This window comes from Pseudomonas sp. LLC-1 (assembly GCF_002992185.1).
Taxonomy (GTDB): domain Bacteria; phylum Pseudomonadota; class Gammaproteobacteria; order Pseudomonadales; family Pseudomonadaceae; genus Aquipseudomonas; species Aquipseudomonas monteilii.
In genome coordinates this window covers 66,429-90,623 of record NZ_LUVY01000014.1, presented here as the reverse complement: position 1 = coordinate 90,623, position 24,195 = coordinate 66,429, and the positions used below count along the sequence as shown (strand labels likewise).

At 64.6% G+C, this 24,195-nt stretch carries 23 protein-coding genes; 17 read left to right on the top strand and 6 right to left on the bottom strand.

Annotation, left to right across the window (positions count from 1 at the left end; all coding sequences use genetic code 11):
* Positions 1-23: 23 nt before the first annotated feature.
* Complete coding sequence (locus A0O30_RS13775; RefSeq protein WP_177410279.1) at positions 24-479, bottom strand: GNAT family N-acetyltransferase; 456 nt, start codon at positions 477-479, stop codon at positions 24-26.
* Positions 480-688: 209 nt separating this feature from the next.
* Here A0O30_RS13775 and A0O30_RS13770 point away from each other — a divergent pair, with 209 nt between their 5' ends.
* A complete protein-coding gene (locus tag A0O30_RS13770) occupies positions 689-2,071 on the top strand; it encodes a multicopper oxidase family protein (protein ID WP_105946884.1) in 1,383 nt (460 codons plus the stop codon).
* Entirely contained in the window at positions 2,071-2,550 is a 480-nt protein-coding gene (tadA, locus tag A0O30_RS13765; protein WP_105946883.1) for a tRNA adenosine(34) deaminase TadA, read from the top strand. The genes A0O30_RS13770 and tadA overlap by 1 nt, the downstream gene beginning before the upstream one ends.
* Positions 2,551-2,659: 109 nt before the next feature.
* Here tadA and mltF read toward each other — a convergent pair whose 3' ends face one another.
* Entirely contained in the window at positions 2,660-4,117 is a 1,458-nt protein-coding gene (gene mltF, locus A0O30_RS13760) for a membrane-bound lytic murein transglycosylase MltF (RefSeq protein ID WP_019098095.1), read from the bottom strand.
* 323 nt (positions 4,118-4,440) lie between these two features.
* Here mltF and purL point away from each other — a divergent pair, with 323 nt between their 5' ends.
* Together purL and A0O30_RS13745 are read left to right on the top strand one after the other, a co-directional pair.
* Positions 4,441-8,340 (top strand): phosphoribosylformylglycinamidine synthase, encoded by a 3,900-nt coding sequence (purL, locus tag A0O30_RS13750; protein WP_104834059.1) that lies wholly within the window; start codon positions 4,441-4,443, stop codon positions 8,338-8,340.
* Between the two features lie 3 nt (positions 8,341-8,343).
* A complete protein-coding gene (locus A0O30_RS13745; protein ID WP_105946882.1) occupies positions 8,344-8,655 on the top strand; it encodes an NGG1p interacting factor NIF3 in 312 nt (103 codons plus the stop codon).
* A 105-nt stretch (positions 8,656-8,760) separates the two neighbouring features.
* Here the strand turns inward: A0O30_RS13745 and tatC are convergent, their stop codons facing one another.
* The 3 genes from tatC to tatA are packed head-to-tail and all read right to left on the bottom strand — an operon-like array spanning position 8,761 to position 10,039.
* Positions 8,761-9,519, bottom strand: coding sequence for a twin-arginine translocase subunit TatC (tatC, locus tag A0O30_RS13740; RefSeq protein ID WP_105946881.1), 759 nt, complete (start codon positions 9,517-9,519; stop codon positions 8,761-8,763).
* A complete protein-coding gene (gene tatB, locus A0O30_RS13735) occupies positions 9,516-9,806 on the bottom strand; it encodes a Sec-independent protein translocase protein TatB (RefSeq protein ID WP_028698967.1) in 291 nt (96 codons plus the stop codon). The genes tatC and tatB overlap by 4 nt, the downstream gene beginning before the upstream one ends.
* Positions 9,806-10,039, bottom strand: coding sequence for a twin-arginine translocase TatA/TatE family subunit (gene tatA / locus A0O30_RS13730; protein ID WP_025753757.1), 234 nt, complete (start codon positions 10,037-10,039; stop codon positions 9,806-9,808). Before tatA ends, tatB begins: the two co-directional genes overlap by 1 nt.
* Before the next feature lie 145 nt (positions 10,040-10,184).
* Here tatA and gspK point away from each other — a divergent pair, with 145 nt between their 5' ends.
* The gene (gene gspK, locus A0O30_RS13725; protein WP_105946880.1) at positions 10,185-11,150 is read left to right on the top strand and encodes a type II secretion system minor pseudopilin GspK; all 966 of its coding nucleotides are present in this window, start codon (positions 10,185-10,187) and stop codon (positions 11,148-11,150) included.
* A 148-nt stretch (positions 11,151-11,298) separates the two neighbouring features.
* On the opposite strand, the gene A0O30_RS13715 is transcribed toward gspK, so the two are convergent.
* Entirely contained in the window at positions 11,299-13,374 is a 2,076-nt protein-coding gene (locus A0O30_RS13715; RefSeq protein ID WP_105946878.1) for a PhoX family phosphatase, read from the bottom strand.
* A 224-nt stretch (positions 13,375-13,598) separates the two neighbouring features.
* Between A0O30_RS13715 and A0O30_RS13710 the strand changes: the two genes are divergently transcribed.
* The 12 genes from A0O30_RS13710 to A0O30_RS13655 are packed head-to-tail and all read left to right on the top strand — an operon-like array spanning position 13,599 to position 24,023.
* The gene (locus tag A0O30_RS13710) at positions 13,599-15,239 is read left to right on the top strand and encodes a lipoprotein UxpA (protein WP_105946877.1); all 1,641 of its coding nucleotides are present in this window, start codon (positions 13,599-13,601) and stop codon (positions 15,237-15,239) included.
* Positions 15,236-15,661, top strand: a complete 426-nt coding sequence (locus A0O30_RS13705; RefSeq protein WP_105946876.1) for a pilus assembly protein PilZ — start codon at positions 15,236-15,238, stop codon at positions 15,659-15,661. Before A0O30_RS13710 ends, A0O30_RS13705 begins: the two co-directional genes overlap by 4 nt.
* Positions 15,662-15,664: 3 nt before the next feature.
* Positions 15,665-17,419: a type II secretion system secretin GspD gene (gene gspD, locus A0O30_RS13700; RefSeq protein ID WP_156867974.1), complete on the top strand. Its 1,755-nt coding sequence runs from the start codon at positions 15,665-15,667 to the stop codon at positions 17,417-17,419.
* Positions 17,419-18,867 carry a GspE/PulE family protein gene (locus A0O30_RS13695; RefSeq protein ID WP_105946875.1) on the top strand — a complete coding sequence of 483 codons (1,449 nt, stop codon included), beginning with the start codon at positions 17,419-17,421 and terminating at the stop codon, positions 18,865-18,867. Before gspD ends, A0O30_RS13695 begins: the two co-directional genes overlap by 1 nt.
* Before the next feature lie 3 nt (positions 18,868-18,870).
* Entirely contained in the window at positions 18,871-20,073 is a 1,203-nt protein-coding gene (gene gspF / locus A0O30_RS13690; RefSeq protein ID WP_105946874.1) for a type II secretion system inner membrane protein GspF, read from the top strand.
* A 17-nt stretch (positions 20,074-20,090) separates the two neighbouring features.
* The gene (gene gspG, locus A0O30_RS13685) at positions 20,091-20,525 is read left to right on the top strand and encodes a type II secretion system major pseudopilin GspG (RefSeq protein ID WP_016713017.1); all 435 of its coding nucleotides are present in this window, start codon (positions 20,091-20,093) and stop codon (positions 20,523-20,525) included.
* A 2-nt stretch (positions 20,526-20,527) separates the two neighbouring features.
* Positions 20,528-20,959 (top strand): type II secretion system minor pseudopilin GspH, encoded by a 432-nt coding sequence (gspH, locus tag A0O30_RS13680; RefSeq protein WP_105946873.1) that lies wholly within the window; start codon positions 20,528-20,530, stop codon positions 20,957-20,959.
* The gene (locus A0O30_RS13675) at positions 20,956-21,324 is read left to right on the top strand and encodes a type II secretion system protein GspI (RefSeq protein ID WP_105946872.1); all 369 of its coding nucleotides are present in this window, start codon (positions 20,956-20,958) and stop codon (positions 21,322-21,324) included. The genes gspH and A0O30_RS13675 overlap by 4 nt, the downstream gene beginning before the upstream one ends.
* Positions 21,321-21,911: a prepilin-type N-terminal cleavage/methylation domain-containing protein gene (locus A0O30_RS13670; protein ID WP_105946871.1), complete on the top strand. Its 591-nt coding sequence runs from the start codon at positions 21,321-21,323 to the stop codon at positions 21,909-21,911. Before A0O30_RS13675 ends, A0O30_RS13670 begins: the two co-directional genes overlap by 4 nt.
* A complete protein-coding gene (gene gspL / locus A0O30_RS13665; protein WP_105947039.1) occupies positions 21,908-22,984 on the top strand; it encodes a type II secretion system protein GspL in 1,077 nt (358 codons plus the stop codon). The genes A0O30_RS13670 and gspL overlap by 4 nt, the downstream gene beginning before the upstream one ends.
* The gene (gene gspM / locus A0O30_RS13660) at positions 22,981-23,367 is read left to right on the top strand and encodes a type II secretion system protein GspM (protein WP_105946870.1); all 387 of its coding nucleotides are present in this window, start codon (positions 22,981-22,983) and stop codon (positions 23,365-23,367) included. The genes gspL and gspM overlap by 4 nt, the downstream gene beginning before the upstream one ends.
* On the top strand, positions 23,364-24,023 hold the full coding sequence (locus A0O30_RS13655; protein WP_105946869.1) for a general secretion pathway protein GspN: 660 nt from the start codon (positions 23,364-23,366) through the stop codon (positions 24,021-24,023). The genes gspM and A0O30_RS13655 overlap by 4 nt, the downstream gene beginning before the upstream one ends.
* Positions 24,024-24,195: the final 172 nt, after the last annotated feature.

The following is a 24,195-nucleotide window of genomic DNA, read 5'->3' as shown; positions in this document are numbered from 1 at the left end:
GCGGGCTTTTGCATTTTTTGGCGCTACATCGAACCGAGCTGCAGGATCTCGTCTCCCGCTTCATCCTGCTCACCTGTCGGTTTCCAGCCCAGATGACGATAGAAGCCATATGAGCGTACGTTAGGGTCGCTGGAGCAAGCCAGGAAAGGGCGTTCGAACCCCAGCTCCCGCAGCAGATCGACAACCATCTGAAGCAAACGCTTGCCGGTTCCCTGGCCCTCGTATGCGGGTAGCAGGGCAAGTACGGTGACCTCGCCGCTGTCCTTGTCGGCGAAGCAGTAGCCGACTATCTCATCAGCATTGCAAGCCACGAACCCAGGGGAGCCCCCGTCGCGAATGCCGCTGCTCCAGGTGTCGACGGTGATGCCCAGGGCGCGCAGGTCCTCTTCCGTGAATGCGTTCTCTCTGGTCTGGGCCCGGATGGCTATACAGGTTGCGGCGTCTTCGGGTACTGCAGGGCGAAAGCTAATGGCTGCCATGATGTCGGCCTTGCTGAATAAAAAAACCATTGTGCGTGTACAGCGGTTTGCGAATCTGTAAACAAGCGTAAACACCAGGGACAGGGTGGCTTAGGCCATTGAAACAACACTTCACTTAATCTTTCCTATTTGCAGGTGTATCGTATTCGCCCTTCATCGCCAGCCGCTGCTGGCAGCTTGATTGCGCAGAACACGAGGTACCCGCACCGATGTCCTTCACCCGTCGACAAATGCTCAAGGGCCTCACCGGCCTGGTTGTGGTTGGCCTGGGCGCCGGTGGCGCGGCGCGTTACTGGCTGGGCAAGGTCGAAGACGACAATGCCGGGCATGATTACGAGCTGATCGCAGCGCCGCTGGATGTCGAGCTGGTACCGGGCTTCAAGACCGAGGCCTGGGCTTTCGGCCCTTCGGCACCAGGCACCGAGCTTCGCGTGCGCCAGGGCACCTGGCTGCGGGTACGCTTCATCAACCACCTGCCGGTGGAAACCACCATTCACTGGCACGGTATTCGCCTGCCGCTGGAAATGGACGGCGTGCCCTACGTCTCGCAACTGCCGGTCAAGCCGGGCGAGTATTTTGACTACAAGTTCCGCGTACCGGATGCCGGCAGCTACTGGTATCACCCGCATGTCAGCAGCTCCGAAGAGCTGGGGCGCGGCCTGGTCGGCCCGCTGATCGTCGAGGAGCGTGAGCCGACCGGCTTCCAGCATGAGCGCACCCTGAGCCTGAAGAACTGGCACGTGGACGAGCAGGGCGCCTGGCTGCCCTTCAGCATCCCGCGTGAGGCCGCGCGCAATGGCACCGCCGGGCGCTTGATCACCATCAATGGCCAGCCCGACTCGGTGACCGAGCTGCCGGCCGGCCAAGTGGTGCGGGTGCGTCTGCTGAACCTGGACAACACCTGGACCTACCGCCTCAACCTCAAGGGCAACTGCGAGGCAAAAATCTATGCCCTCGACGGCAACCCGGTGACCCCGCGCCCATTGGAAGACGAGTACTGGCTCGGCCCGGGCATGCGTATCTGCCTGGCCATCCGTATTCCCGAGGCGGGTGAGGAGATTTCCCTGCGAGACGGTTTCGTGCGCCTGGGCACCCTGCGTTCGGTGGCCAGCAACGACGTGCCGGGTGACTGGCCGCCAGCGCTGCCGCCCAACCCGATCGCCGAGCCGGACCTGGAGAATGCCGAAAAGCTCAACTTCAATTTCGAATGGGCGGCCAACGTCACTGTCACCCCTGACCCGGACAAGCCATCGAGCATGTGGCAGATCAACGGCCAGGCCTGGGACATCACCGACAAGACCTGCGCCGACCGCCCCATCGCCACGTTGAAGAAGGGCAAGAGCTACATCTTCGAGCTGAAGAACATGACCCAGTACCAGCACCCGATCCACCTGCACGGCATGAGCTTCAAGGTGATCGGCTCCAATCGCCACGACATCAAGGAGCCGTGGTTCACCGACACCTACCTGCTGGGCAAGAACGAACGCGCCCAGGTAGCCCTGGTGGCGGATAACCCGGGCACCTGGATGTTCCACTGCCACGTCATCGACCACATGGAAACCGGCCTGATGGCCGCGATTGCGGTGGTTTGATGCGCCCGCAGATCATCGATCGCAGCCGCGATCAGGAATTCATGCGCCTGGCACTGGCCCTGGCTGCTGAAGGCGCAACCATGGGGGAAGTGCCGGTGGGGGCGGTGCTGGTGCAGCATGGTCAGGTGATCGGCCAGGGCTTCAACCGGCCGATCATCGACAGCGACCCCAGTGCGCATGCCGAGATGGTGGCCATCCGCGCAGCGGCGAAGTCTGCCAGTAATTACCGGCTGCCCGGCAGCACCCTTTACGTGACCCTGGAGCCGTGCAGCATGTGTGCGGGGCTGATCGTGCATTCGCGGGTGATGCGCGTGGTGTTTGGGGCGCTGGAGCCCAAGGCAGGGATTGTGCAGAGCCAGGGGCAGTTCTTCGGGCAAGGGTTCCTGAACCATCGGGTGATGGTGGAGGGCGGGGTGCTGGCTGAAGAGTGCGGGCAGATCCTCAGTGATTTCTTCAAGGCTCGCCGGGCCAAGGCTTAACCTGTACCGGCCTCTTCGCGGGCGCCCGCTCCCACAGGAATATCACTGCCCTTAAAACCTGTGGTGTACCTGTGGGAGCGGGCATGCCCGCGAAGAGGCCGGTGCAGGCTTACATCGGCGGCGACTGATCCGCCGGCTTGTCCTTGTTCACCCCGGGCACATGCAGGTTGCCCTCGGCCACCTGGCCTTCGAGCTGCGGCTGGGTCACCCAGGTGAGGATGTCGTAGTAGCGGCGGATGTTGGCCACGAAGTGCACCGGCTCGCCGCCACGCGCATAGCCGTATTTGGTCTGGCGATACCACTGCTTCTGCGACAGGCGCGGCAGCATCTTCTTCACGTCCAGCCATTTGTTCGGGTTGAGCTTCTCGCGCTTGGCCAGGGTACGGGCGTCTTCCAGGTGGCCGCTGCCGACGTTATAGGCAGCCAGTGCGAACCAGGTGCGGTCCGGCTCCTGAATGCTGTCGTCCAGCTCTTCCTTGATCTTCATGAAGTATTTGGCGCCGCCCTGGATGCTCTGTTTCGGGTCCAGGCGGTTGGATACGCCCATGGCCTGGGCAGTGCGCTGGGTCAGCATCATCAAGCCGCGCACGCCGGTCTTGGAGGTAACCTCAGGCTGCCACATCGATTCCTGATAGCCGATAGCGGCCAGCAGACGCCAGTCCACCTGCTCGACCTTGGCGTAGCTCTTGAAGTGCTTCTCGTACTTGGGCAGGCGTTGCTGCAGGTGCTGGGCGAAGGTGTAGGCGCCCACATAGCCCAACACGTCGACATGGCCGTAATAACGGTCTTTCAGGCGCTGCAGGGTGCCGTTCTTCTGCGCCTTGTCGAGAAATTCGTTGATCTCGTTGAGCAGGCTGTTGTCTTCGCCCGCAGCCACTGCCCAGCGCTGGTCACGGGTATCGCCCAGGTCGAAGGCAACCCGCACGTTGGGGAAGTACACCTGGTTCATCGCCAGCTCGTTGGAGTCGACCAGGGTCAGGTCGATCTGCCCTTCGTCGACCATGCGCAACAGGTCGACCACCTCGACGGCGTCTGACTCTTCGTATTGCAGGCCCGGGTACTGCTTCTTCAGCTCGGCCAGTTGGTCGGCATGGCTGCTGCCCTTGAGTACCATGATCTTCTTGCCGACCAGGCCCTTGGCGTCTGTGGGGCGCGGGCGGCCGTTGCGGTAGATGACCTGCGGGGTCACCTCCAGGTACGGGTGAGAGTATCTGACCTGGGCCTTGCGCCGCTCGCTGCTGACCAGGCCGGCAGCGGCCAGCACCGGGCCGGAGGGCTTGCCGAGGGCGTCGTACAGCTCGTCGAGGTTGTCGGCGGTCTCGATTTGCAGCTTTACGCCGAGATCTTCGGCGAAATGCTGGACCAGCTCGTATTCGAAGCCGGTTTCGCCGTTGCGGTCCTGGAAGTAGGTGGCCGGGCTGTTGCGGGTGATGACGCGCAGCACGCCATCCTCCTTCACGCGCTCGAGGGTGCTGGGTTTTTCAACGCAGGCACCGAGCAGCAGAAAGAGTCCGGTTGCGAGAAGCCATTTGGCGCAACGCTGGCGCAAAGCAGTGTGGGCGAACATAGGTTGCAGTATACGCAAAGGACCGGCCCAACCATATCTCGACAACTGTTAGCTTGTCTGGTAGCACTTTATGTGCTGCACCGGCCTCATCGCCGGCAAGCCAGCTCCCACAGGTACAACACCGACCTTGAAACCTGTGGTGCACCTGTGGGAGCTGGCTTGCCGGCGATGAGGCCGGTGCAGGCAATACAGGGCAAATTTTCTGACCCGAAAGTCCGGTTCCACCGCCCGGCAGCCGTGGCGTAGAGCGGGTGCCGAAAGCCATCGAATTAGGCTAGAATGCACGGCCTCTAAGCACACCCCTTCCTGAGGCTGTCCCGACGATGTTGATCCTGCGCGGCGCTCCTGCCCTTTCTGCCTTTCGCCACGGTAAATTACTCGAGCAACTGAGCCAGAAAGTCCCCGCTGTTACTGGTTTGTATGCCGAATTTGCCCACTTCGCCGATGTTGACGGCGAGCTGACCGCCGACCAGCAGCAGGTGCTGGGCCGTCTGCTCAAGTACGGCCCGAGCGTGCCGGTACAGGAGCCGACCGGCCGCCTGTTCCTGGTCGTACCGCGCCTGGGCACCATTTCGCCTTGGGCCAGCAAGGCCAGCGACATCGCCCACAACTGCGGCCTGCAGTCGATCCAGCGCCTGGAGCGCGGCATCGCCTACTACGTCGCCGGCACCCTGAGCGATGCTGACGCTGCCTTGATCGCCGCCGAGCTGCACGACCGCATGACCCAGCGCGTGCTGGCTCAGCTGGAGCAGGCGGCCGACATGTTCAGCCACGCCCAGCCCAAGCCGATGACCTCGGTCGACATCCTGGCCGGTGGCCGCGACGCCCTGGCCAAGGCCAACATCGACCTGGGCCTGGCCTTGGCCGAAGACGAGATCGATTACCTGGTCAACGCCTTCCAGGGCCTCAAGCGCAACCCGAACGACATCGAACTGATGATGTTCGCCCAGGCCAACTCCGAGCACTGCCGCCACAAGATCTTCAACGCCAGTTGGGACATTGACGGCCAGGCTCAGGAAAAGAGCCTGTTCGGCATGATCAAGAACACCTACCAGATGCACAACGAAGGCGTGCTGTCCGCCTACAAGGACAACGCCTCGGTCATCGTCGGTAACGTGGCCGGCCGCTTCTTCCCGAACCCTGAAACCCGCCAGTACGGCGCGGTGCAGGAGCCGGTGCACATCCTGATGAAGGTGGAAACCCACAACCACCCGACCGCCATCGCCCCGTTCTCTGGCGCCTCCACCGGCTCCGGCGGCGAAATCCGCGACGAAGGTGCTACCGGCCGTGGCGCCAAGCCCAAGGCTGGCCTCACCGGCTTCACCGTATCCAACCTGCGCATCCCAGGCTTCGAGCAGCCATGGGAGCAGGCTTACGGCAAGCCTGAGCGCATCGTCGACGCCCTCGACATCATGATCGAAGGCCCTCTGGGTGGCGCGGCGTTCAACAACGAATTCGGTCGCCCGGCCCTGACCGGTTACTTCCGTACCTTCGAGCAGGCCATCAACACCCCGCACGGCGAAGAAGTGCGCGGTTACCACAAGCCGATCATGCTGGCCGGTGGTATGGGCAACATCCGTGAAGACCACGTGCAGAAGGGCGAGATCACCGTCGGCGCCAAGCTGATCGTGCTCGGTGGCCCGGCCATGCTGATCGGCCTGGGCGGCGGCGCCGCTTCGTCGGTGGCGACCGGTGCCAGCTCGGCAGACCTGGATTTCGCCTCGGTGCAGCGCGAAAACCCTGAAATGGAGCGCCGTTGCCAGGAGGTCATCGACCGCTGCTGGCAGCTGGGCGACGCCAACCCGATCGCCTTCATCCACGACGTTGGCGCCGGCGGTATCTCCAACGCCTTCCCTGAGCTGGTCAACGACGGTGGTCGTGGTGGCCGCTTCGAACTGCGTAACGTGCCCAACGACGAGCCGGGCATGGCCCCGCACGAAATCTGGAGCAACGAATCGCAAGAGCGTTACGTACTGGCCGTCAGTGCCGTTGACTTCGACCGCTTCCAGGCCATCTGTGAGCGCGAGCGCTGCCCGTTTGCCGTAGTCGGTGAAGCGACTGAAGAGCAACACCTGACCGTCAGCGACAGCCACTTCGGCAACACCCCGGTGGACATGCCGCTGGACGTGCTGCTGGGCAAGCCGCCACGCATGCACCGTTCGGTTACCCGCGAAGCCGAGCTGGGCGATGACTTCGACCCGAGCAAGCTGGACCTGGACAACGCCGTCCAGCGCGTTCTTAGCCACCCGGCCGTGGCCAGCAAGAGCTTCCTGATCACCATCGGCGACCGCACCATCACCGGCCTGGTTGCCCGCGACCAGATGGTCGGCCCGTGGCAGGTACCGGTAGCTGACTGCGCCGTCACCGCCACCAGCTTCGACGTGTACACCGGTGAAGCCATGGCCATGGGTGAGCGTACCCCGTTGGCACTGCTGGATGCCCCGGCGTCCGGCCGCATGGCCATCGGCGAAACCCTGACCAACCTGGCTGCCTCGCGCATCGAGAAGCTGTCCGACATCAAACTGTCGGCCAACTGGATGTCCGCTGCTGGTCACCCGGGTGAAGACGCCCGCCTGTACGACACCGTCAAGGCTGTCGGCATGGAGCTGTGCCCGGAGCTGGGCATTACCATTCCGGTCGGCAAAGACTCGATGTCGATGAAGACCAAGTGGAGCGATGAAGGCGTCGAGAAGAGCGTTACCTCGCCAATGTCGCTGATCATCACCGGCTTCGCCCCGGTCACCGACATCCGCAAAACCCTGACCCCGCAACTGCGCATGGACAAGGGCGAGACCGACCTGATCCTGATCGACCTGGGCCGTGGCAAGAACCGCATGGGCGCCTCGATCCTGGCCCAGACCTACGGCAAGATCGCTGCCCAGGCGCCGGACGTCGACGACGCCGAAGACCTCAAGGCCTTCTTCGCGGTCATCCAGGGCCTGAACGCCGACGGCCACCTGCTGGCCTACCACGACCGTTCCGACGGCGGCCTGGTCACCACCGTGCTGGAAATGGCCTTCGCCGGCCACTGCGGCCTCGACCTGCACCTCGACCCGCTGACCGACAGCAAGGGCGACGTGCCGGCCATCCTCTTCAACGAAGAGCTGGGCGCAGTCATCCAGGTTCGCCAGGATGCCACTCCGGACGTACTCGCACAGTTCAGCGCTGCCGGCCTGGGCGAAGGTTGCGTCGCGGTGATCGGCAAGCCGGTCAACAACGGTGAAGTGTCCATCAGCCTGAACGGCGAAGTGCTGTTCGACGACGACCGCCGCATGCTGCAGCGCCAGTGGGCCGAAACCAGCTACCAGATCCAGCGCCTGCGCGACAACGCCGACTGCGCCGACCAGGAATTCGACCTGCTGCTCGAAGAAGACAACCCGGGCCTGTCGGTGAAGCTGGGCTTCGACGTAAACGACGACATCGCCGCACCGTACATCAAGAAGGGCGTGCGCCCGCAAGTGGCCATCCTGCGCGAGCAGGGTGTCAACGGCCAGGTCGAAATGGCTGCTGCCTTCGACCGCGCCGGCTTCGCCGCCATCGACGTGCACATGAGCGACATCCTCGCTGGCCGTGTCGACTTCGAAGCCTTCAAGGGCCTGGTCGCCTGCGGTGGTTTCTCGTACGGTGACGTACTGGGTGCCGGCGAAGGCTGGGCCAAGTCGGCGTTGTTCAACGCCCGTGCCCGTGACGCCTTCCAGGCCTTCTTCGAGCGTACCGACAGCTTCGCCCTGGGCGTGTGCAACGGTTGCCAGATGATGTCCAACCTGCACGAGCTGATCCCGGGCACCGAGTACTGGCCGCACTTCGTGCGTAACCGCTCGGAGCAGTTCGAAGCCCGTGTGGCCATGGTCGAGGTGCAGAAGTCCAACTCGATCTTCCTGCAGGGCATGGCCGGTTCGCGCATGCCGATCGCCATCGCCCACGGCGAAGGCCACGCCGAGTTCGCCAACGAAGCGGCACTGCTGGAAGCCGACGTGTCCGGTTGCGTGGCCCTGCGCTACGTCGACAACCACGGCAAGGTCACCGAAGCCTACCCGGCCAACCCGAACGGCTCGCCGCGTGGTATCACCGGCCTTACCAGCCGCGACGGCCGCGTGACCATCATGATGCCGCACCCGGAGCGTATGTTCCGCGCCGTGCAGAACTCCTGGCGCCCGGACGAGTGGCAGGAAGATGCCGCGCTGATGCGTATGTTCCGCAACGCACGGGTGTGGGTGAACTAAGGCGTGTACAAGCTCGCCTTCTTCGTCCCCGCCAGCCATGTCGAAGTGGTCAAGGCCGCCGTATTCGCCGCCGGTGGCGGGCGCATCGGTGACTATGACCACTGCGCCTGGCAAACCCTGGGCCAGGGCCAGTTTCGCCCGTTGGACGGCAGCCAGCCGTTCCTCGGGCAAGCCGGCCAGGTTGAGGTGGTAGAGGAATGGAAGGTGGAGCTGGTGGTGGCTGACGATCTGATTACCCAGGTCGTCGCTGCGCTCAAGCAGAGCCACCCGTACGAGACGCCAGCCTATGAAGTCTGGCGGCTCGCCGAGTTCTAGACCGCATCAAGGCAATCGCCGGCAAGCCAGCCCCCACAGGGATATCACCCTTTCAAGATCTTGTGATATCCCTGTGGGAGCTGGCTTGCCGGCGATAGGGCCCTATCAACTCGCCACAATCTCTCGGTTTTGCTCCGGTTTCTTCAACCCGCCACAAGCCAGCAACCCCACCTCGAACAGCACCCACATCGGCACCGCCAGCATCGTCTGCGAAAACACATCCGGCGGCGTCAATATCATCCCCACCACAAAGCACCCGACAATCACGTAGGGCCTGCTGCGCCGCAACGTGGCCACATCGGCCAACCCCACCCAGACCACGATGAACGTCGCCACCGGGATCTCGAACGCCAGCCCGAACGCCAGGAACAGCGCCAGAATAAAGTCCAGGTACTGGCTGATGTCGGTCATCATCGCCACGCCGTCCGGCGTCACGCTGGCAAAAAAGCCGAACATCATCGGGAACACCAGGAAGAACGCGAACGCCATGCCGGCATAGAACAGCACGATGCTCGACACTAGCAGCGGCAGGGCAATGCGCCGTTCACGGCGGTACAGCCCCGGCGCCAGAAAGCCCCAGGCCTGGTGCAGCAGCAGCGGCATGGCCACGAACAGCGCACACATCGCGGTCAGCTTGAACGGTGTCAGAAACGGCGAGGTGACGCTGGTAGCGATCATGCTCGCGCCTTCTGGCAAAAAGCGCCGTAGCGGTTCGGAAATGAGCGTGTACAGCGTTTGAGCAAAGGGGAACAGGCCGGCAAACACCAGCGCCACCAACGCCAGGCAACGCACCAGGCGTTTGCGCAGGTCGCGCAGGTGTTCGGTCAACGGCATGCTGGCCGCCGGGTCCATGGCAATACTCATGAGGCGTTTTCCTTGGGCAGGGCGACCGTGGCTGCATCATTGGCCGGCTCCGCGTTCAGGCTTATGCCTTGGCGGATCTCCTGCTCCAGGCGCTGTAATGGGGCGCTGTCGAGGTTCGGCATGTCGATTTCGCGTTCTACCTGCGTGCGTAAGGCGTGCATGGCCCGGCGCGCCTGACCCAGTCCGCGCCCCAGGGTACGCGCCGCCACTGGCAGGCGTTCCGGGCCCAGCACCAGCAACGCGACGATGCCGACCAACAGCAACTCGCTGAAGCCTACCTCGAACATCAGGCCTGACGATCCGCTTGAGGCTGCTGAGTGGCCTGGCCGTTCAGCGGCGCCTGCTGCTGTACCTGTGCCTGGCCAGCGGCATTGACATCGTTGTCACCGCCCATGGATTTGCGAAAACCCTGGATCGCCTCACCCACATCGCTGCCCAGGCCCTTGAGGCGCTTGGTGCCAAACAGCAGGAATACGATCAGCAGTACGATCACCAGTTGCCAGATTCCAATGCCACCCATTGCGACCACTCCTGTAAGGTCATGAAAAGGAAGGCTAATCCTGCCTCGTGTAGATGACGTACACATGACGGATGGGCATTGCCATCTACCTGCAACACGCCGCGTGTTGACTGGCGTCTTTATTCTGCGAGCGAGGCACGCACGGATGGGTGGCAGGCAACAGCAGGGGGCGGCCCTGTTGATGGTGATGGTGGTGCTGGCAATGTTGGCGGCGGGCATGGCCTGGCTGGTGGAAGACGGCCGGCGCCAAGTGGATGAGGTGCGCCTGCTGCGCCAGCGGGTGCAAGCGCGGGCCATGGAGCAGGCCGGCCTGGCCTACGCCGAGCAAGCCCTGCGCGACCCCGCCTGGCGGCTTAGCCCGTTGTTCTGGCAGGCCCTGCGTGGGCAGCCGTTGAACTATGACTTTGGCGCCGGCCAGGCGCAGTTGCGGGTGCGCGATCAGCACACCTGTTTTAACGTCAATGCGTTGTTAGGTGCTGATGGCGAGCGAGCCGAGCGTCAGTTGCGCTATTTGCTAGGCGACGACATGGCGGCAGAGCGACTGGTCGATGCGCTGGCCGACTGGCTCGACGCCGACAGCGATACTCGCCTGCAAGGCGCCGAAAGCGCCCAGTACCTGCGTCAGCAGCCGGCTCGGTTGGCGGCCAACCAGCCGATGCTCGACACCAGCGAACTGAACCTGCTGCTGGAGCCGGACGCCAGCCGGCAGGCCCGCTACCCGATGCTATGTGCCTTGCCGCAGGTAACCGGCTGGCGGCTGAACGCCAATGCGCTTGGGCTGGAGCATTTGCCGTTGCTGGAGGCGTTGTACGAAGGGCGCTATTCGCGCTCGTTGCTCAGCCGCATCATCAGCGGGCGGCCGGCGTCGGGGTATGTGGATGCAGGTGCCTTGCGTCAGGCGTTGGGAGCGGTGGATGACGAAACGTTCGAACGGCTGAGCGAAGGGTTGTTGCTGAACAGCGGGTATTTCCTGTTGCAGTTGTCGTTCGAGGAAGAAGGGCGGGTGATACGCAGCGAGTTCCAGGTGGAGGCGTTGGGGGTGGTGCAATGGCATGCCCGGGTGCCAGCGCAGCAAGTGCGGGTGCGTAGCCGGGAGCCGATGGCCTGGTAAGGATTGAAATTGCCGGGGCTGCTTTGCAGCCCAATCGCCGGCAAGCCAGCTCCCACAGGAGTACCACAGCATTCAGAGGCTGCGGTTTCCCTGTGGGAGCTGGCTTGCCGGCGATTGGGCCGCAAAGCGGCCCCCGTGCGCAGATCTATCAGGCAGTCCCGATCTCCCCGCCATCATTACGCTGAATCACCACCGTCGAAGCCCGCGGCCGTACTGTGGCCCCGGCCGGGGTAGCATCGGTCGCCTTGTCGGTATACGGCCAGTTCCCCGGGTGCTGAATGTTCACGAACATTGTCTTGTTGTCCGGGGTAAAGGTAATCCCGGTCACCTCACACTCATTCGGCCCAACGAAGAAGCGGCGCAGGTTCACCTGATTCTGCGCGTTCACCGGCACCTGCTTGCCACTGGCATCCACCAGGTCAGAAGGAATCACTGCCAGCAGCTGGTCGTTGGTGTAATCAGTGAGGGTGCTTTCACCGTTGTCAGTCTCGAACCACAGCACGCCACGGCTATCGAAGCTCATGCCGTCGGGGCTGGCGAACTGGTTCAGTTCGGTCAGGCCGGAACGGTTGATATCGGCAGTACCGGCGGCGTTGGCGCCGAACACGAAGATGTCCCAGGTGAAGCTCAGCTGGTCGTCGCTGTCGTGCCAGCGAATGATGTGGCCATGGCGGTTCGGGCCGCGCGGGTTGGCCGCATCGACCTTTTCCGGGGTGCGCGCGCTGTTGTTGGTCAGGGTCAGGTATACATCGCCGTTCAGCGGGTTGACCGTGGTCCATTCCGGGCGGTCCATCGGCGTTGCGCCCACGGCATCGCCGGCGCCACGGGTGTTGAGGATGATGCCTGGCAAGTCACCATACAGCGCACCCAGGGTGCTGCCGTTAGTGGTAGCGGTGTTCACATCCAGCAGCAGCCATACGCCGGTGCCGTCGGCATTGAAGCGGGCCACGTAGAGCTTGCCCTGGTCAAGGTACTTGGCACCGGTGGCCAGGCGGTCGGCCGGGGTGGCGTCGGCGGCGTCCCACACGGCGGTGGACACCCACTTGTACAGGTACTCGTTGTTCGAGTCGTCACCCATGTACCACACCAGCGGCTTGCCGGCGACCGGCAGGCCTGGGGCGCAGCCCTCGTGGCGGAAGCGGCCCAGGGCGGTGCGCTTGGTGGCCAGGGTGCTGCTGTTGTACGGGTCGATTTCGACGATGTAGCCGTAGGTGCTGGCTTCGTTGCGGTAGTCGTCGGTAGCGCTGGTGCCTTTGACGGTAACGTCGAAACGGGCAAATTCGTCGGCCACCTCAGTGCTGTCGCCAGCTGCGGTTTCCCATTTGTATTGGCCGCTGGAGGTGCCCACGCCAATGCGGCGCTGGTCTTCGGGGCGGGTACCCTTGTTGACGAAAATGCCTGGCCAGTTCTCTTCGCAGGTCAGGTAGGTGCCCCACGGGGTGTAGCCGTTGCCGCAGTTGTTGTTGGTGCCACGGCAATGGGTGCCGGCGGTGGAGTACTTGGTTTTGACGTGGTCGGTACCGCGCAGCGGGCCAGTGATTTCCATGCGCGAGGCGGTGGTGAAGCGGCGGTTCAGCGGGTCGTTGTCGACCACCTGCCAGCGTCCGCTGACTTTCTGCAGGCGCACCACGCCAGCCCCGTGGGCGTTGATTTCCTTGCGTACTTCCTCGACCGGACGCTTGCCATTCACGTCGGTGGTGGGGCCGGCCGGGTGCAGGGCAGCGGTGTCGATGTATTCGAAGTTGATCGCCAGCAAGCCGTCTTCCGAGCTGCCGTTGATGGGGAAGAAGTGCATGCCGTCATGGTGCATGCCCATGGCATTGGCCTGGTCGGTCGAGGTGTTGCTGCCGTCAGACTTCCACGGGTTGCCGTTGCTGTTGATTGGCGTACCCCACGGCGCCAGCACATAGGCGCTGTAGCCGGCGGCCACCACGCAGGCGTCGGTGCGCGAGCCCGGGATGGACTGGAAGCCCAGCGCCAGTTTCGGTACCTCTGGTTCGGTAACAGGCGGCTCGGTCACCGGTGGCTCGGTGACCGGATCATCGTGATCGGAACCACCACCGTCGAAGCAGCCTGTCAGGCCGGTACCGGCGATCATGGCGATGGCGGCGCCCAGGCTGCCACGCATCACGCTGCGGCGGCTGAGGTAGGCGTCCATGACGTTGGCCATCGGCAGGTTGCCGCTTTGGTTCCGGTTCAGGTTGTCGCCGGTATCTCGACTCATCAGGGTGTCCTTATATTGGCTGAGTTAGAGGAAACCGCGACTTTAGTGCGCAAATATGATGATTCATTGGCAGAAATGTTAACGGGGTTTTAAAACGGCCCGCTCTTAGAACATTCGCTGACAGATCGATTTGGAATGACTGTCGGAATTCTGCCATCAAACTGTAATGCCAACGCCGCAACATCCGGAGCCCTGAATGAACATGGATAAGGATGGCGGGTTCGATGGCAAGCAGCATGCACAGGCGCGAAGTGATCAGCTGGATGGGTGTCGGGGCCATGGCCCCGCTGCTCGGCGCCTGTTCTGCTTTCCCTGCACAGCAGGGCGGTAACGCCCACCTCGACCTGCTGTACGTGGCCGATACCCTCGATGCCCGCCAACCTGGCCAGGCGGTGGTGCCGGCGACTCGGCTGGGGCCGGTCAGCCACCTGGGCCGCGCACCTTGGATGACCGGCAGCAGCGCCAGCCTGGCCTACCCGCAACTGGCGCCGTTGCTCGATGCCAGCCAGGCAACTGCAGCCCAGCTGGGCGGTTTTGCCGTGCTGGCGGCGTTGCTGGAGCAACTGCGGGCGGAGGCCGGTGCAGGTAACAGCCTGACCCTGGAAAACGGCCAAGGCTGGAATGGCAGTGGCCTGGCCTACCTGACTCAAGGTGAGAGCGGCGTTCAAGGCAGCCAGCTGCTGGGCAGTGAGGTGCGTGTCAGCAGCGATGAACGCGTGCTGTGGCCGCAGCGTAGCCATGGGCTGTATCGCCAGGCTAGCGCTATTACCTTGGGCGCCGGGCTGGCGGACGCGCAACGTCAGGCACTGGGGCTGGAGGCCTTGCACGTCTTCGAGCGCGGCGGTGCCCGCATTGCCGTGGTCGGCGTGACTGACCCTTACGCCCAGGACCAGAAAGCCTCCCTGAAACTGTGGTACCAATCATTACAACCCGTGTTCGAGCAAGCCCGGCGCGAAGCCGACCTGGTGGTGGCCATGGCCGACATAGGCACAGGCCCTGGCTTGTGGCTGGCCGAGCGGGTGCCGCAAATCGACGTGTTGTTGTGTGCCCGTGGCCAGGACCTGTGGCCGGCGCCGGTCGAGGTCACCCAGGCCAGTGGCCGGCGCGTGCCGGTGCTGTTCGCCGGTTGCCGGGGCAGCGGCGCCTTCCGCCTGCGTTGTCAGCGAGTGGCTGGCGCATGGCAATTCGATGGGCGTTTCTTCCCGGCCTTCGAACAGCAACTGTCACCCGCCGCGCAACTGCGGGTGGGGCAACTGCAGGCTACCTTGCGCCAGCAACGCGCCGGCCATGCGGCCTGGCTCGACCAACCGCTGGCCCGTGCGCCACAGGCTTTGTGGCGCCGCGACACCCGTGGCGGCAGCTGGGACCGCTTGCTGCATCAAGCGTTGGCCGATGAAAGCAGCATGCCCGTGCTGCTGCCGGGCCTGCGCTATGACTACCCGCTGCCCGCAGGTGCCCCCATCACCCGCGAACACCTGATCAGCCTGACTGGTGGCTACCCGGCCCCGGTGGTCGAAGCGCCGGCCCGGCAGGTGGAGCAAGTACTGGAGAACGCCGCAGAGCAACTGTTCGGCGACCCGCTACTGCTGGACAACAGCCAAGACCTGCCACGCTGGCAGAGCCAGGCCTGGGGGGTCAGCTACAGCCCGCAAGGCAAGCGCATCACAGGGCTGGAGCCGGTGCAGGGCTTGTGCCGCACCTTTGGCCTGCAGTTTGAAAGCCAGGCGGGCGAGCCCCTGTGGCAGCGGGTTGAAGCCTGGCTCGCCCGTCAGGCACCCGGCTGGCAACTGATGCCGTTGCAATGGCCAGACGTGCGCTATGTGCAGGGGCACCCGGGCTGGCACCCACGGCAGTTGGCTTCGTGACGTTCGCTTCGCGCCTGCTCTCGGGCGCAGGCCTGACCTTGGCAGGCTGGCTGGCTGCCCAGTGCGTGCTGCAACTGAGCCGCCAGCCACAACCGGCGACAGCACCTGCGGTGGCTGTCGGTCCGTTGCCTGGGCTGATGGCCGGTCACTGGCAGGCGCCCATCGACGACGGTGCAATCGCCATTACCCGCCTGCCACTGCAATACCTCGGGGGCCTGAAGGCTGAGCCACTGGCCTCCAGCGTGGTGGTGCTGCGCTACGGCGAGCAAGTACGCACGCTGGCGCGTGGCCAACGCCTGGCGCCGGGGATCGTGCTGCAGGACATCGACAGTGATGGCCTGATTTTCAACAACCAGGGGCGGCGCGAACGCCTGCCCTGGCCGCCACGCCCCGCCGTGACCGGCTTCAAGCGGCAAGGATGAAAGATGCCTGTTAGATACTGCGTGGCGGCTGCGCTGAGCCTGGTGCTGTCCCTGGCCTGCGCCGAAGAGCCGGTGTTCGATGACAACGGTACGCCAATGTACGAGGTGAACTTCGTCGACACCGAACTGGGCGAGTTCATCGACAGCGTGTCGCGCATTACCGGTACCACGTTCATCGTCGACCCTCGGGTAAAGGGCAAGGTCACTGTGCGCACCGTCGACCTGCACGATGCCGATGCCATCTACGACATCTTCCTCGCGCAGTTGCGCGCCCAGGGCTATGCCACCGTCGACCTGCCCAACGGCAGCGTGAAGATCGTCCCCGACCAGGCCGCGCGCCTGGAACCGGTGCCGGTGGAGGCGGGCGGGCAGCAAGGCGAAGGCAGCGACAGCGTGGCTACCCGCGTATTCAATGTGCGCAACGCCGCCAACGAACAGGTGCTGGGCATCCTCAAACCCCTGATCGACCCACGCGTTGGAGTGATCACCCCGTACCCGGCAGCGCACCAGTTGGTGGTTACCGACTGGCGCAGCAACCTCGACCGCATCGGTAGCCTGCTGCGCCAGCTCGACCGCCCGCAAGAGGCGCCAAGCAATGGCAGCACCCAGGTGATCTACCTGCGCCATGCCAATGCCGGTGAAGTGGTCAAAGTGTTACGCGGGCTCAGCCAGGAGGGTGCGGTGCCGGCTGAAGGAGCGGGTGAAGGTGAGGGTAAGGACAGGCCCGTGGTGGCTACCAGTGGTGGCCCGGGCATTCGCCTTGAATACGAAGAAGGCACCAACGCTGTGGTGATGGTCGGCCCCGACAGCGAACTGGCCGCCTACCGCGCCATCGTCGAGCAGTTGGATATTCGCCGTGCCCAGGTGGTGGTGGAAGCGATCATTGCCGAGGTGTCCGATAGCAGCGCCCAGGAGCTGGGCGTGCAATGGCTGTTTGCCGACGAAAAGTTCGGTGCCGGTATCGTCAACTTCGGCAGTAACGGGGTGAACATCGCCAACATCGCCGGGGCGGCTGCCAGTGGCGACAACGAGGCGCTTGGTGACTTGTTGTCCGCCACTACCGGCGCCACGGCGGGCATTGGCCATTTCGGCGGCGGGTTCAACTTCGCCATGCTGGTCAATGCGCTAAAGGGCAAGAGTGGTTTCAACCTGCTGTCTACACCTACGTTGCTGACCCTGGACAACGCCGAGGCCTCCATCCTGGTCGGCCAGGAGGTGCCCTTTGTCACCGGTTCGGTCACACAGAACAACGCCAACCCGTACCAGACCATCGAGCGTAAAGAGGTCGGGGTGAAGCTGCGTATCAAGCCGCAGATCAACGTCGACAACAGCGTGCGCCTGGACATTGTCCAGGAGGTGTCATCGATCGCCGAGTCCAGCGCGGCCAGCGATGTGATCACCAACAAGCGCGAGATCAAGACCAAGGTCATGGTCGAGGACAACGGCCTGGTGATCCTCGGCGGCCTGATCAGCGACGAACTGAGCACCAGCAACCAGCGCGTGCCGCTGCTCGGCGACATCCCTTATCTGGGCCGGCTGTTCCGCTCCGACGCCACCAAGAATACCAAGCAGAACCTGATGGTGTTCATCCGCCCGCGCATCTTGCGGGACGGGCCGAGCCTGGCCGGGCTTAGCGAAGACAAGTACCGCACCTTGCAGCAGACCACGCCGCTGCAACTGCCGGACCTGGCCGAGGGCACCCCTTTGTTGCAGGTATTCCCCGCCAGCCGCGCGCGCCTGGAAGGCGGTGACTGGTGATGCTGCCATATCGCCAGGCACGGCAAAGCGGGGTGGCCATGGCCCCGGCGGCGGAGGGCTGGCAGCTGTGGCTACGGCGTGATGCCGACAGCGCCCAGTTGCAGGAGCTGCTGCGTGTACATGGCCAGCCCAGTGCGCTGGAATATCTGGAACCCGCCGTGTTCGACGAGCGCCTGGGCCAGTTGTATGAGGTGGGTGATGCCGCCACTGAAGCGCTGATCGAAGGCATCGGTGACCAGGTCGACCTGGACAGCCTGATGAGCGAGATGCCGCGCATCGAAGACCTGCTGGAAAGCGATGACGAAGCCCCGGTCATCCGCCTTATCAATGGCCTGTTCGGCCAGGCCCTGCGCCTGCGCGCCTCGGACATCCATATCGAAACCTTCGAGCAGAGCCTGGTGGTGCGCCTGCGGGTCGATGGGCACCTGCGCGAAGTGTTGCGCCCACCGCGAGCGCTGTCGGCCATGCTGGTGTCGCGGATCAAGGTCATGGCGCGCCTGGACATCGCCGAAAAGCGCCAGCCCCAGGACGGCCGTATCACCTTGCGTGCAGCAGGCCGTGAAGTGGATGTGCGGGTTTCGACCTTGCCCGGCATTCATGGCGAGCGGGTGGTCATGCGCGTGCTCGACAAGCAGGCCAGCCTGCTGGCGCTGGATAACCTGGGCATGCCGCCCGCCGTGTTACAGGGCCTGCGCAGTTGCCTGGCGCGCCCCAACGGCATCGTGCTGTCCACTGGCCCGACCGGCTCGGGCAAGACCACCACCCTGTACGCCAGCCTCAATAGCCTCAACGATGGCAGCCGCAATATCCTCACGGTCGAGGACCCGGTCGAATATGCCATCGCCGGCATTGGCCAGACAGCCATCAACCCGCGTGCCGGGCTGACGTTTGCCAGTGGCCTGCGCGCCATCCTGCGCCAGGACCCGGACGTGATCATGCTCGGTGAAATCCGCGACCAGGAAACCGCGCAGATCGCGGTACAGTCCAGCCTTACCGGCCATCTGGTGCTGTCCACCCTGCACACCAACAGCGCCGTGGGGGCGGTAACCCGTCTGCGCGACATGGGCATCGAGCCGTTCCTGATCGCCTCGTGCCTGCGTGGTGTGCTGGCCCAGCGCCTGGTACGGCGCTTGTGCCGTTGCGCCGTGTCGTACCCGCTGCAACCTGCCGAGCGTGAGCTGTGGCCAGAACTGGCGGCACTGGGCAGCAGCTACCACGCGGTGGGCTGCGAACAGTGCCAGGGCAGCGGTTATGTCGGGCGCCTGGGCCTGTACGAATTCATCGAGCTGGATGCCGGTTTGATCGGTCTGCTCTACGACGGCGCCAGTGAACTGGCCATGCAGGATTACCTGGCCGAGCGCCGCCAGAGCCTGGTGGCGATGGCCAGTGATTGTCTGGCGCGTGGCGAAACCAGCCTGGCCGAAGTGCTGCGTGTGGTGCAGGGCTAAGGCATGCCGACGTATCGCTACCAGGCCGTCGACCTCGCCGGCAAAGCGCACAAAGCCAGCCTGCAAGCCGACAGCGAGCGCCATGCACGCCAGTTGTTGCGTGAGCAGGGCCTGTTCGCCCGCCAGTTGCAGCGCCAGGAAGCCGGAGCCCGGCAAGCCAGGCGCCAGCGTTTAAGCCGCGCCCAGCTCTGTGAACTGACCCGCCAGCTGGCGACCCTTATCGGGGCTGGCATCCCCTTGGTCGATGCGCTGGCTACCCTTGAACGCCAACTGCGCCAGCCGGCCCTGCACAGTGTGCTGGTGGCCCTGCGTGGATCGCTCGCCGAAGGCCTGGGCCTGGCCCGCAGCCTGGCGCGCCAAGGGGCGCCGTTCACGGGTTTGTATTGCGCACTGGTCGAGGCCGGCGAGCGTTCCGGGCGCCTGGCACAGGTGCTTACACGGTTGGCCGACCACCTGGAGCAGGTACAGCGCCAGCAACACAAAGCCCGTACTGCGCTGATCTACCCCACCGTCTTGATGGGCGTGTCACTTGCCGTGGTCGTCGGCCTGATGACCTTCGTCGTGCCCAAACTCACCGAACAATTCGCCCACGCGGGGCAAAGCCTGCCGCTGATCACCTCGCTGCTGATCGGCCTGAGCCAGGGGCTGGTACACGCCGGGCCGTGGTTGTTGGGGGTGGCGTTGGTGCTTGGCGTGCTCGGCGGCTGGTTGCTGCGCAAGCCGCATTGGTGCTTGCGCCGCGACCAGTTGCTGCTGCGCCTGCCGCGCATCGGCAGCCTGCTGCAGGTGCTGGAAAGCGCCCGCCTGGCGCGCAGCCTGGCGATTCTCAGTGGCAGTGGCGTGGCCCTGCTAGAAGCCTTGCAAGTGGCCACTGAAACCGTCGGCAACCGGCGCATCCGGCTGGCCATGGAGCAGGTGCGCCAGCAAGTGCAGGGCGGTACCAGCCTGCACCGAGCGCTGGATGCCAGCCAGCAATTCCCGCCGCTACTGGTGAACATGGTTGGCAGCGGCGAGGCCAGCGGCACCCTGGCCGACATGCTCGAACGCGTGGCCGACGACCAGGAGCGCGGCTTTGCCCGCCAGGTGGATACCGCCATGGCGCTGTTCGAACCCCTGATGATCCTGGTGATGGGCGCCGTGGTGCTGTTCATCGTGCTGGCGGTGCTGTTGCCGATCATGCAACTCAACCAGGGCCTGCAACTGTGACGACAAGGAGCTTTGCCATGCTGCATCGACGCAACCGCCAGCGCGGTTTCACCCTCATGGAAATCATGGTGGTGATCTTCATCATCGGCCTGCTCATCGCCGTGGTCGCGCCCAGCGTGCTGGGCAACCAGGACAAGGCCATGAAACAGAAAGTGATGGCCGACCTGGCCACCCTGGAGCAGGCGCTGGACATGTACCGGCTGGACAACCTGCGCTTTCCCAGCAGCGAGCAGGGCCTGGCCGCCCTGGTGAAAAAACCGAGCCAGGAACCGCTGCCACGGGCCTGGCGCAGTGATGGTTATGTGCGCCGCCTGCCGGAAGACCCGTGGGGCACTCCGTACCAGTACCGCATGCCCGGTGAGCATGGTCGGGTGGATGTTTACTCGCTGGGTGCGGATGGCCTGCCGGGCGGTGAAGGCCAGGATGCCGACCTGGGTAACTGGGAACTGTAAAGGTGCGCCGTCAGCGGGGCTTCAGCCTGATCGAATTGCTGGTGGTGCTGGCCATCGCCGGCCTGATGACGGGCCTGGCGGTGGCCGGGCTTGGCAGCGGTCAAGCCAATGTCGACCAGGTGTTGCAGCGCCTGGCGGCCGAAACCCGAGCGCAGGCCGCGTTGGCCCGACATGCCGGGCAACTGCGCGGGCTGCGCTGGAATGGCCAGCGTCCGGAGTTTGTGCGGCGCGAGGGGAATGCCTGGGTCGTCGAAGCCGTTGCGGTGGGCGACTGGCCCAAGGGCCTGCACCCGGACTGGCCCGCCAGCCCGCAGCCGCGCCTGATGTTCACTCCGCATGGCTGGGCACAGCCGGGCAGCGTGATCTGGCGCTGGGCCGATGGAAGCCAGCAATGGGCCTGGGGCCGCGATGGTCGCTTGCAGGTGGCGCCATGAAGCAACGTCAGCGTGGCTTCACCTTGCTGGAGGTGACCGTAGCCTTGGCGATCGCTGCTGTGCTGGCGGTGATCACCAGCCAGGTACTGCGTCAGCGCCTGGCTGTGCAGGACAACCTGCAGCAGCATCGCCTTGGCCTGCTGTGTGCGCGTGAGCTGCAAACCCGCTTCGCCGTCGAGCAGTTCTGGCCTGCCGCCAATCAGGCTAACGGCGAGCTGAGCCAGGGCGGCCAGCCGTGCCATTGGCAACTGCACCTGCGCCGCACCGGCGTGCGCGACCTGCGCCGGGGCGAGCTGCAACTGTTCGCCGACCGTGACCAGCGCCTGCCGCTGGGCCAGTACACCGTGTTTCTGGAGCGCCCATGAAGCGCCGCCAGGCCGGCCTGACCCTGATCGAGCTGATGGTGGCCCTGGCCCTGACAGCCTTGCTCGGCATCATGCTCGCCGCCTTGGTCAACGGCTGGCTCAAGGTACGCGAACGCCTTCAGGTGACCACCCAACAAACCTCGGTGCTGGACTTCTGCCTGGCCTTGGAGCGCCGCTTCGACAGCCCGGTGCTGCGCCGGCTCTATGACCAGCGCCTGCCCTTGGCCAGCCGCTGGCTGGACTGGCAACCGGCAAGCCATCAGTTGCAATGGGTCGCTGCCACCGGCCTGCCAGAGGCCGAGGGCGGCTCGCGCCTGCAGCGCCAACGCTTGCGCTTCGAGGCCCGCGACCAACGCCTGTTGCTGGAAAGCTCGGCCGAGCTGTACGCGGTCGCCGCCCCGCGCTGGATACAACGCGAACAGCTCGACCGTGTCAGCGGGATGAACGTTCTTTATTACCAGGGCGGCCGCTGGCTGACCTGGCCTTCCGACCAGCCCGCGCATCCCGGCCGCGGTGTGCGCCTGGAATTGCAGCGTGATGGAGCACCCTATGTCTGCACGTTCGCCCTCCCGTGGGGGCGCTCATGAAATTTGAATGGCGGCGACGAACGCCGGCTCAGCCGTGGTTGTTGCTGCGCCCCGGCGTTGTCTGGCACTGGGCACTGACCGAGAGCGGCGTCGTGCAGCGCCAAGGGCAGGGTGAGCCACCGGCGAACCTGCAAGCCCGGGTTGCACTGATTCTGCCTGCCGAGGCGTGCAGCTGCTTCCGCGTACCGGCTCCACCGGGGCTCAAGCGTGAAGAGTGGTCGTTGCTGCTTGAGGACTGCTTGCTGCAACCGCCGGACGAAGTGGCCTGTGCCTGCCTGGCCCGAGAACCCGGCCACCTTCGTCTGCTGGTGGTGGCACGCCAGAAACTGGAGGGCTGGCGCGGGCAGTGTGCCGCATGGGGCTTGCAAGTGGAGCGTTGCTGGGCAGAGCCGCAGTTGCTACCTGCGGTAGAAGCAGGCACTGCCTGGCACTGGCAGCGCCCACCCGGCATGTCCTTGTACACAGGGTTGGGCGAGGACGAACAGGAGCACTGGCTGGCGTGGCCGGATGCACTGGGAGAAATGCCGCAGCAACCTTGGGCACACCTGCAAAAGGTGCCACTGAGTGGCGACTGGCCAAGCGCGCTGGCGCCCCTCGATTCGCTGCCTGGCTTGTTCGAGCGTGGCCGCAAGGCACCTTCATTGCCTGTTGTTTCGCGTCCGCAGCAACGGCTGTTGGCGGCTTGCCTGGTACTGGCGGCAGTATGGGGCAGCCTGTGGTTGAGCCAGCAATGGCGCCAGGCGCAACTCTGGCGCGCCCAGGTCATTGCCGTGACCGGCGAACAGGCCAGCCCACGGCATGCCGCTCAGGCCCTCAAGCGCCTGCGTGAAAGTGGGTTGCAACAGCAAGTGCGCACACGCCAGCTCGAAGACCTGCAGGCAACGTTGCAGGCGTGGCTGCGGGATCACCCCGGCTGGCGCCTGCAAGCCGTGCGCTTCGATGGCCAGCGCTGGCAGCTGCGCCTGGAAGGCGACGGCGCAGCGCCACCCTGGCAGGAAATCGCCAAGGCCGCCGATGCTGCCGTTGAGGTTCAAGGTGGCGAAGTGGTCTTCGATTTGGGAGCCGCAGCATGAACCGGGACTGGATACAGCGTCATCGGCTGAAGTTGGCCTGGTTGCTGATTGCCGTGTTGCTGGCCTTCCTGGCGCTGCGCTGGGGCTTGGCGCAATGGCGTGAAGTCAGCCAGTGGCGAGGGTTGGCTGAGCAAGCCGCCAGTTTGCAGGGGGGGCCTGGCTTGAGCATGGAACGTCTGAAGCAGTCGGCCGAGGCGCGGCGGGTGGCGCTGGCCGAGGTCGATGAGCAAGGCAAAACCTGGCACCTGCGCGGGCAGGTGGCCGATGAGCGGTCGCTGCAGGACTGGTTGCAGGTCCTGCGCACCGAAGGCGTACAGCCGCTGCAATGGGGGCTGGAGCAGGATGGCAAGGTGTTGCACTTCGATCTGGTGGTGCAGCCATGAGCCGTAAAGCTGCGGCGTGGGTGCTGCTCGTGTTCGCCGTGACACTGCTGGTGGAGCTACCTGCTAGCTGGTTGGCACGCGGGCTTGGCCTGCCAATGCAGGATGCCCGTGGCAGCCTGTGGCAAGGTCACGCACAACAGTTGGGGCCAGTCGGGCCATTGCGTTGGTCGGTGGAGCCTTGGCGCATGCAGGCCACTGCGCAGCTGGGGTTCCAAGGGCAAGCCTGGCAGCTGCGTGCCGAAGGCTGGCCTTGGCGTTGGCGGCTGGAAGCAGCAGCCATGGGGCCCCAGGCTACGGTGGCGGCTGATTACCGCTTGGCTGGGCAGTGGCAGGGCGCAGTGCACCTGAACGGGGTAGGGCGCCAGTGCCTGACCAGCGAGGGCCGCGTAACAGTGAGTGATCTGGCACTGAGCGAACCCTGGTCGCTGGGCCTGGGGCAGGGCTGGCTGGAAATGGACTGCCGCAGTGGCTGGCGCCTGCGTGGTCAACTGGCGCAGCAGGGGCAACATCAGTTGGCCGTGGATGCTGACCTTCCAGGGCGTCGGGCGCAGCTGGTATTCGAGTTGCAACCGGAGGCTGCGTTGACGCCTTTGTTGCGGGGGGCGCAGTGGCTGGGGCCGCAGGCGTTGGCAGGGCAACGCGACTTGCAGTGGTAGCAGCCCGTGCCAGGCGTGCAGCGCTCGACGCCAGAGGCGCTACAAGGCGCCAATCTGAGCTGTAAGTAACTTCCTACGCTTCACGCGTAATGAGTGAACGCATGGTTCATTTAAAAAAATCCCCTCCCTGCTTAGTCTTCGAGCAGCCTTCACTTTTCGCCCCGCAGGCGGG

Excerpts from the sequence above, each read along its gene's own strand:
- A0O30_RS13775 (WP_177410279.1), bottom strand. The coding sequence starts at position 479 with ATGGCAGCCATTAGCTTTCGCCCTGCAGTACCCGAAGACGCCGCAACC.
- A0O30_RS13770 (WP_105946884.1), top strand. The coding sequence starts at position 689 with ATGTCCTTCACCCGTCGACAAATGCTCAAGGGCCTCACCGGCCTGGTT.
- tadA (WP_105946883.1), top strand. The coding sequence starts at position 2,071 with ATGCGCCCGCAGATCATCGATCGCAGCCGCGATCAGGAATTCATGCGC.
- mltF (WP_019098095.1), bottom strand. The coding sequence starts at position 4,117 with ATGTTCGCCCACACTGCTTTGCGCCAGCGTTGCGCCAAATGGCTTCTC.
- purL (WP_104834059.1), top strand. The coding sequence starts at position 4,441 with ATGTTGATCCTGCGCGGCGCTCCTGCCCTTTCTGCCTTTCGCCACGGT.
- tatC (WP_105946881.1), bottom strand. The coding sequence starts at position 9,519 with ATGAGTATTGCCATGGACCCGGCGGCCAGCATGCCGTTGACCGAACAC.
- tatB (WP_028698967.1), bottom strand. The coding sequence starts at position 9,806 with ATGTTCGAGGTAGGCTTCAGCGAGTTGCTGTTGGTCGGCATCGTCGCG.
- tatA (WP_025753757.1), bottom strand. The coding sequence starts at position 10,039 with ATGGGTGGCATTGGAATCTGGCAACTGGTGATCGTACTGCTGATCGTA.
- gspK (WP_105946880.1), top strand. The coding sequence starts at position 10,185 with ATGGGTGGCAGGCAACAGCAGGGGGCGGCCCTGTTGATGGTGATGGTG.
- A0O30_RS13715 (WP_105946878.1), bottom strand. The coding sequence starts at position 13,374 with ATGAGTCGAGATACCGGCGACAACCTGAACCGGAACCAAAGCGGCAAC.
- A0O30_RS13710 (WP_105946877.1), top strand. The coding sequence starts at position 13,599 with ATGGCAAGCAGCATGCACAGGCGCGAAGTGATCAGCTGGATGGGTGTC.
- gspD (WP_156867974.1), top strand. The coding sequence starts at position 15,665 with ATGCCTGTTAGATACTGCGTGGCGGCTGCGCTGAGCCTGGTGCTGTCC.
- A0O30_RS13695 (WP_105946875.1), top strand. The coding sequence starts at position 17,419 with ATGCTGCCATATCGCCAGGCACGGCAAAGCGGGGTGGCCATGGCCCCG.
- gspF (WP_105946874.1), top strand. The coding sequence starts at position 18,871 with ATGCCGACGTATCGCTACCAGGCCGTCGACCTCGCCGGCAAAGCGCAC.
- gspG (WP_016713017.1), top strand. The coding sequence starts at position 20,091 with ATGCTGCATCGACGCAACCGCCAGCGCGGTTTCACCCTCATGGAAATC.
- A0O30_RS13675 (WP_105946872.1), top strand. The coding sequence starts at position 20,956 with ATGAAGCAACGTCAGCGTGGCTTCACCTTGCTGGAGGTGACCGTAGCC.
- A0O30_RS13670 (WP_105946871.1), top strand. The coding sequence starts at position 21,321 with ATGAAGCGCCGCCAGGCCGGCCTGACCCTGATCGAGCTGATGGTGGCC.
- gspL (WP_105947039.1), top strand. The coding sequence starts at position 21,908 with ATGAAATTTGAATGGCGGCGACGAACGCCGGCTCAGCCGTGGTTGTTG.
- gspM (WP_105946870.1), top strand. The coding sequence starts at position 22,981 with ATGAACCGGGACTGGATACAGCGTCATCGGCTGAAGTTGGCCTGGTTG.
- A0O30_RS13655 (WP_105946869.1), top strand. The coding sequence starts at position 23,364 with ATGAGCCGTAAAGCTGCGGCGTGGGTGCTGCTCGTGTTCGCCGTGACA.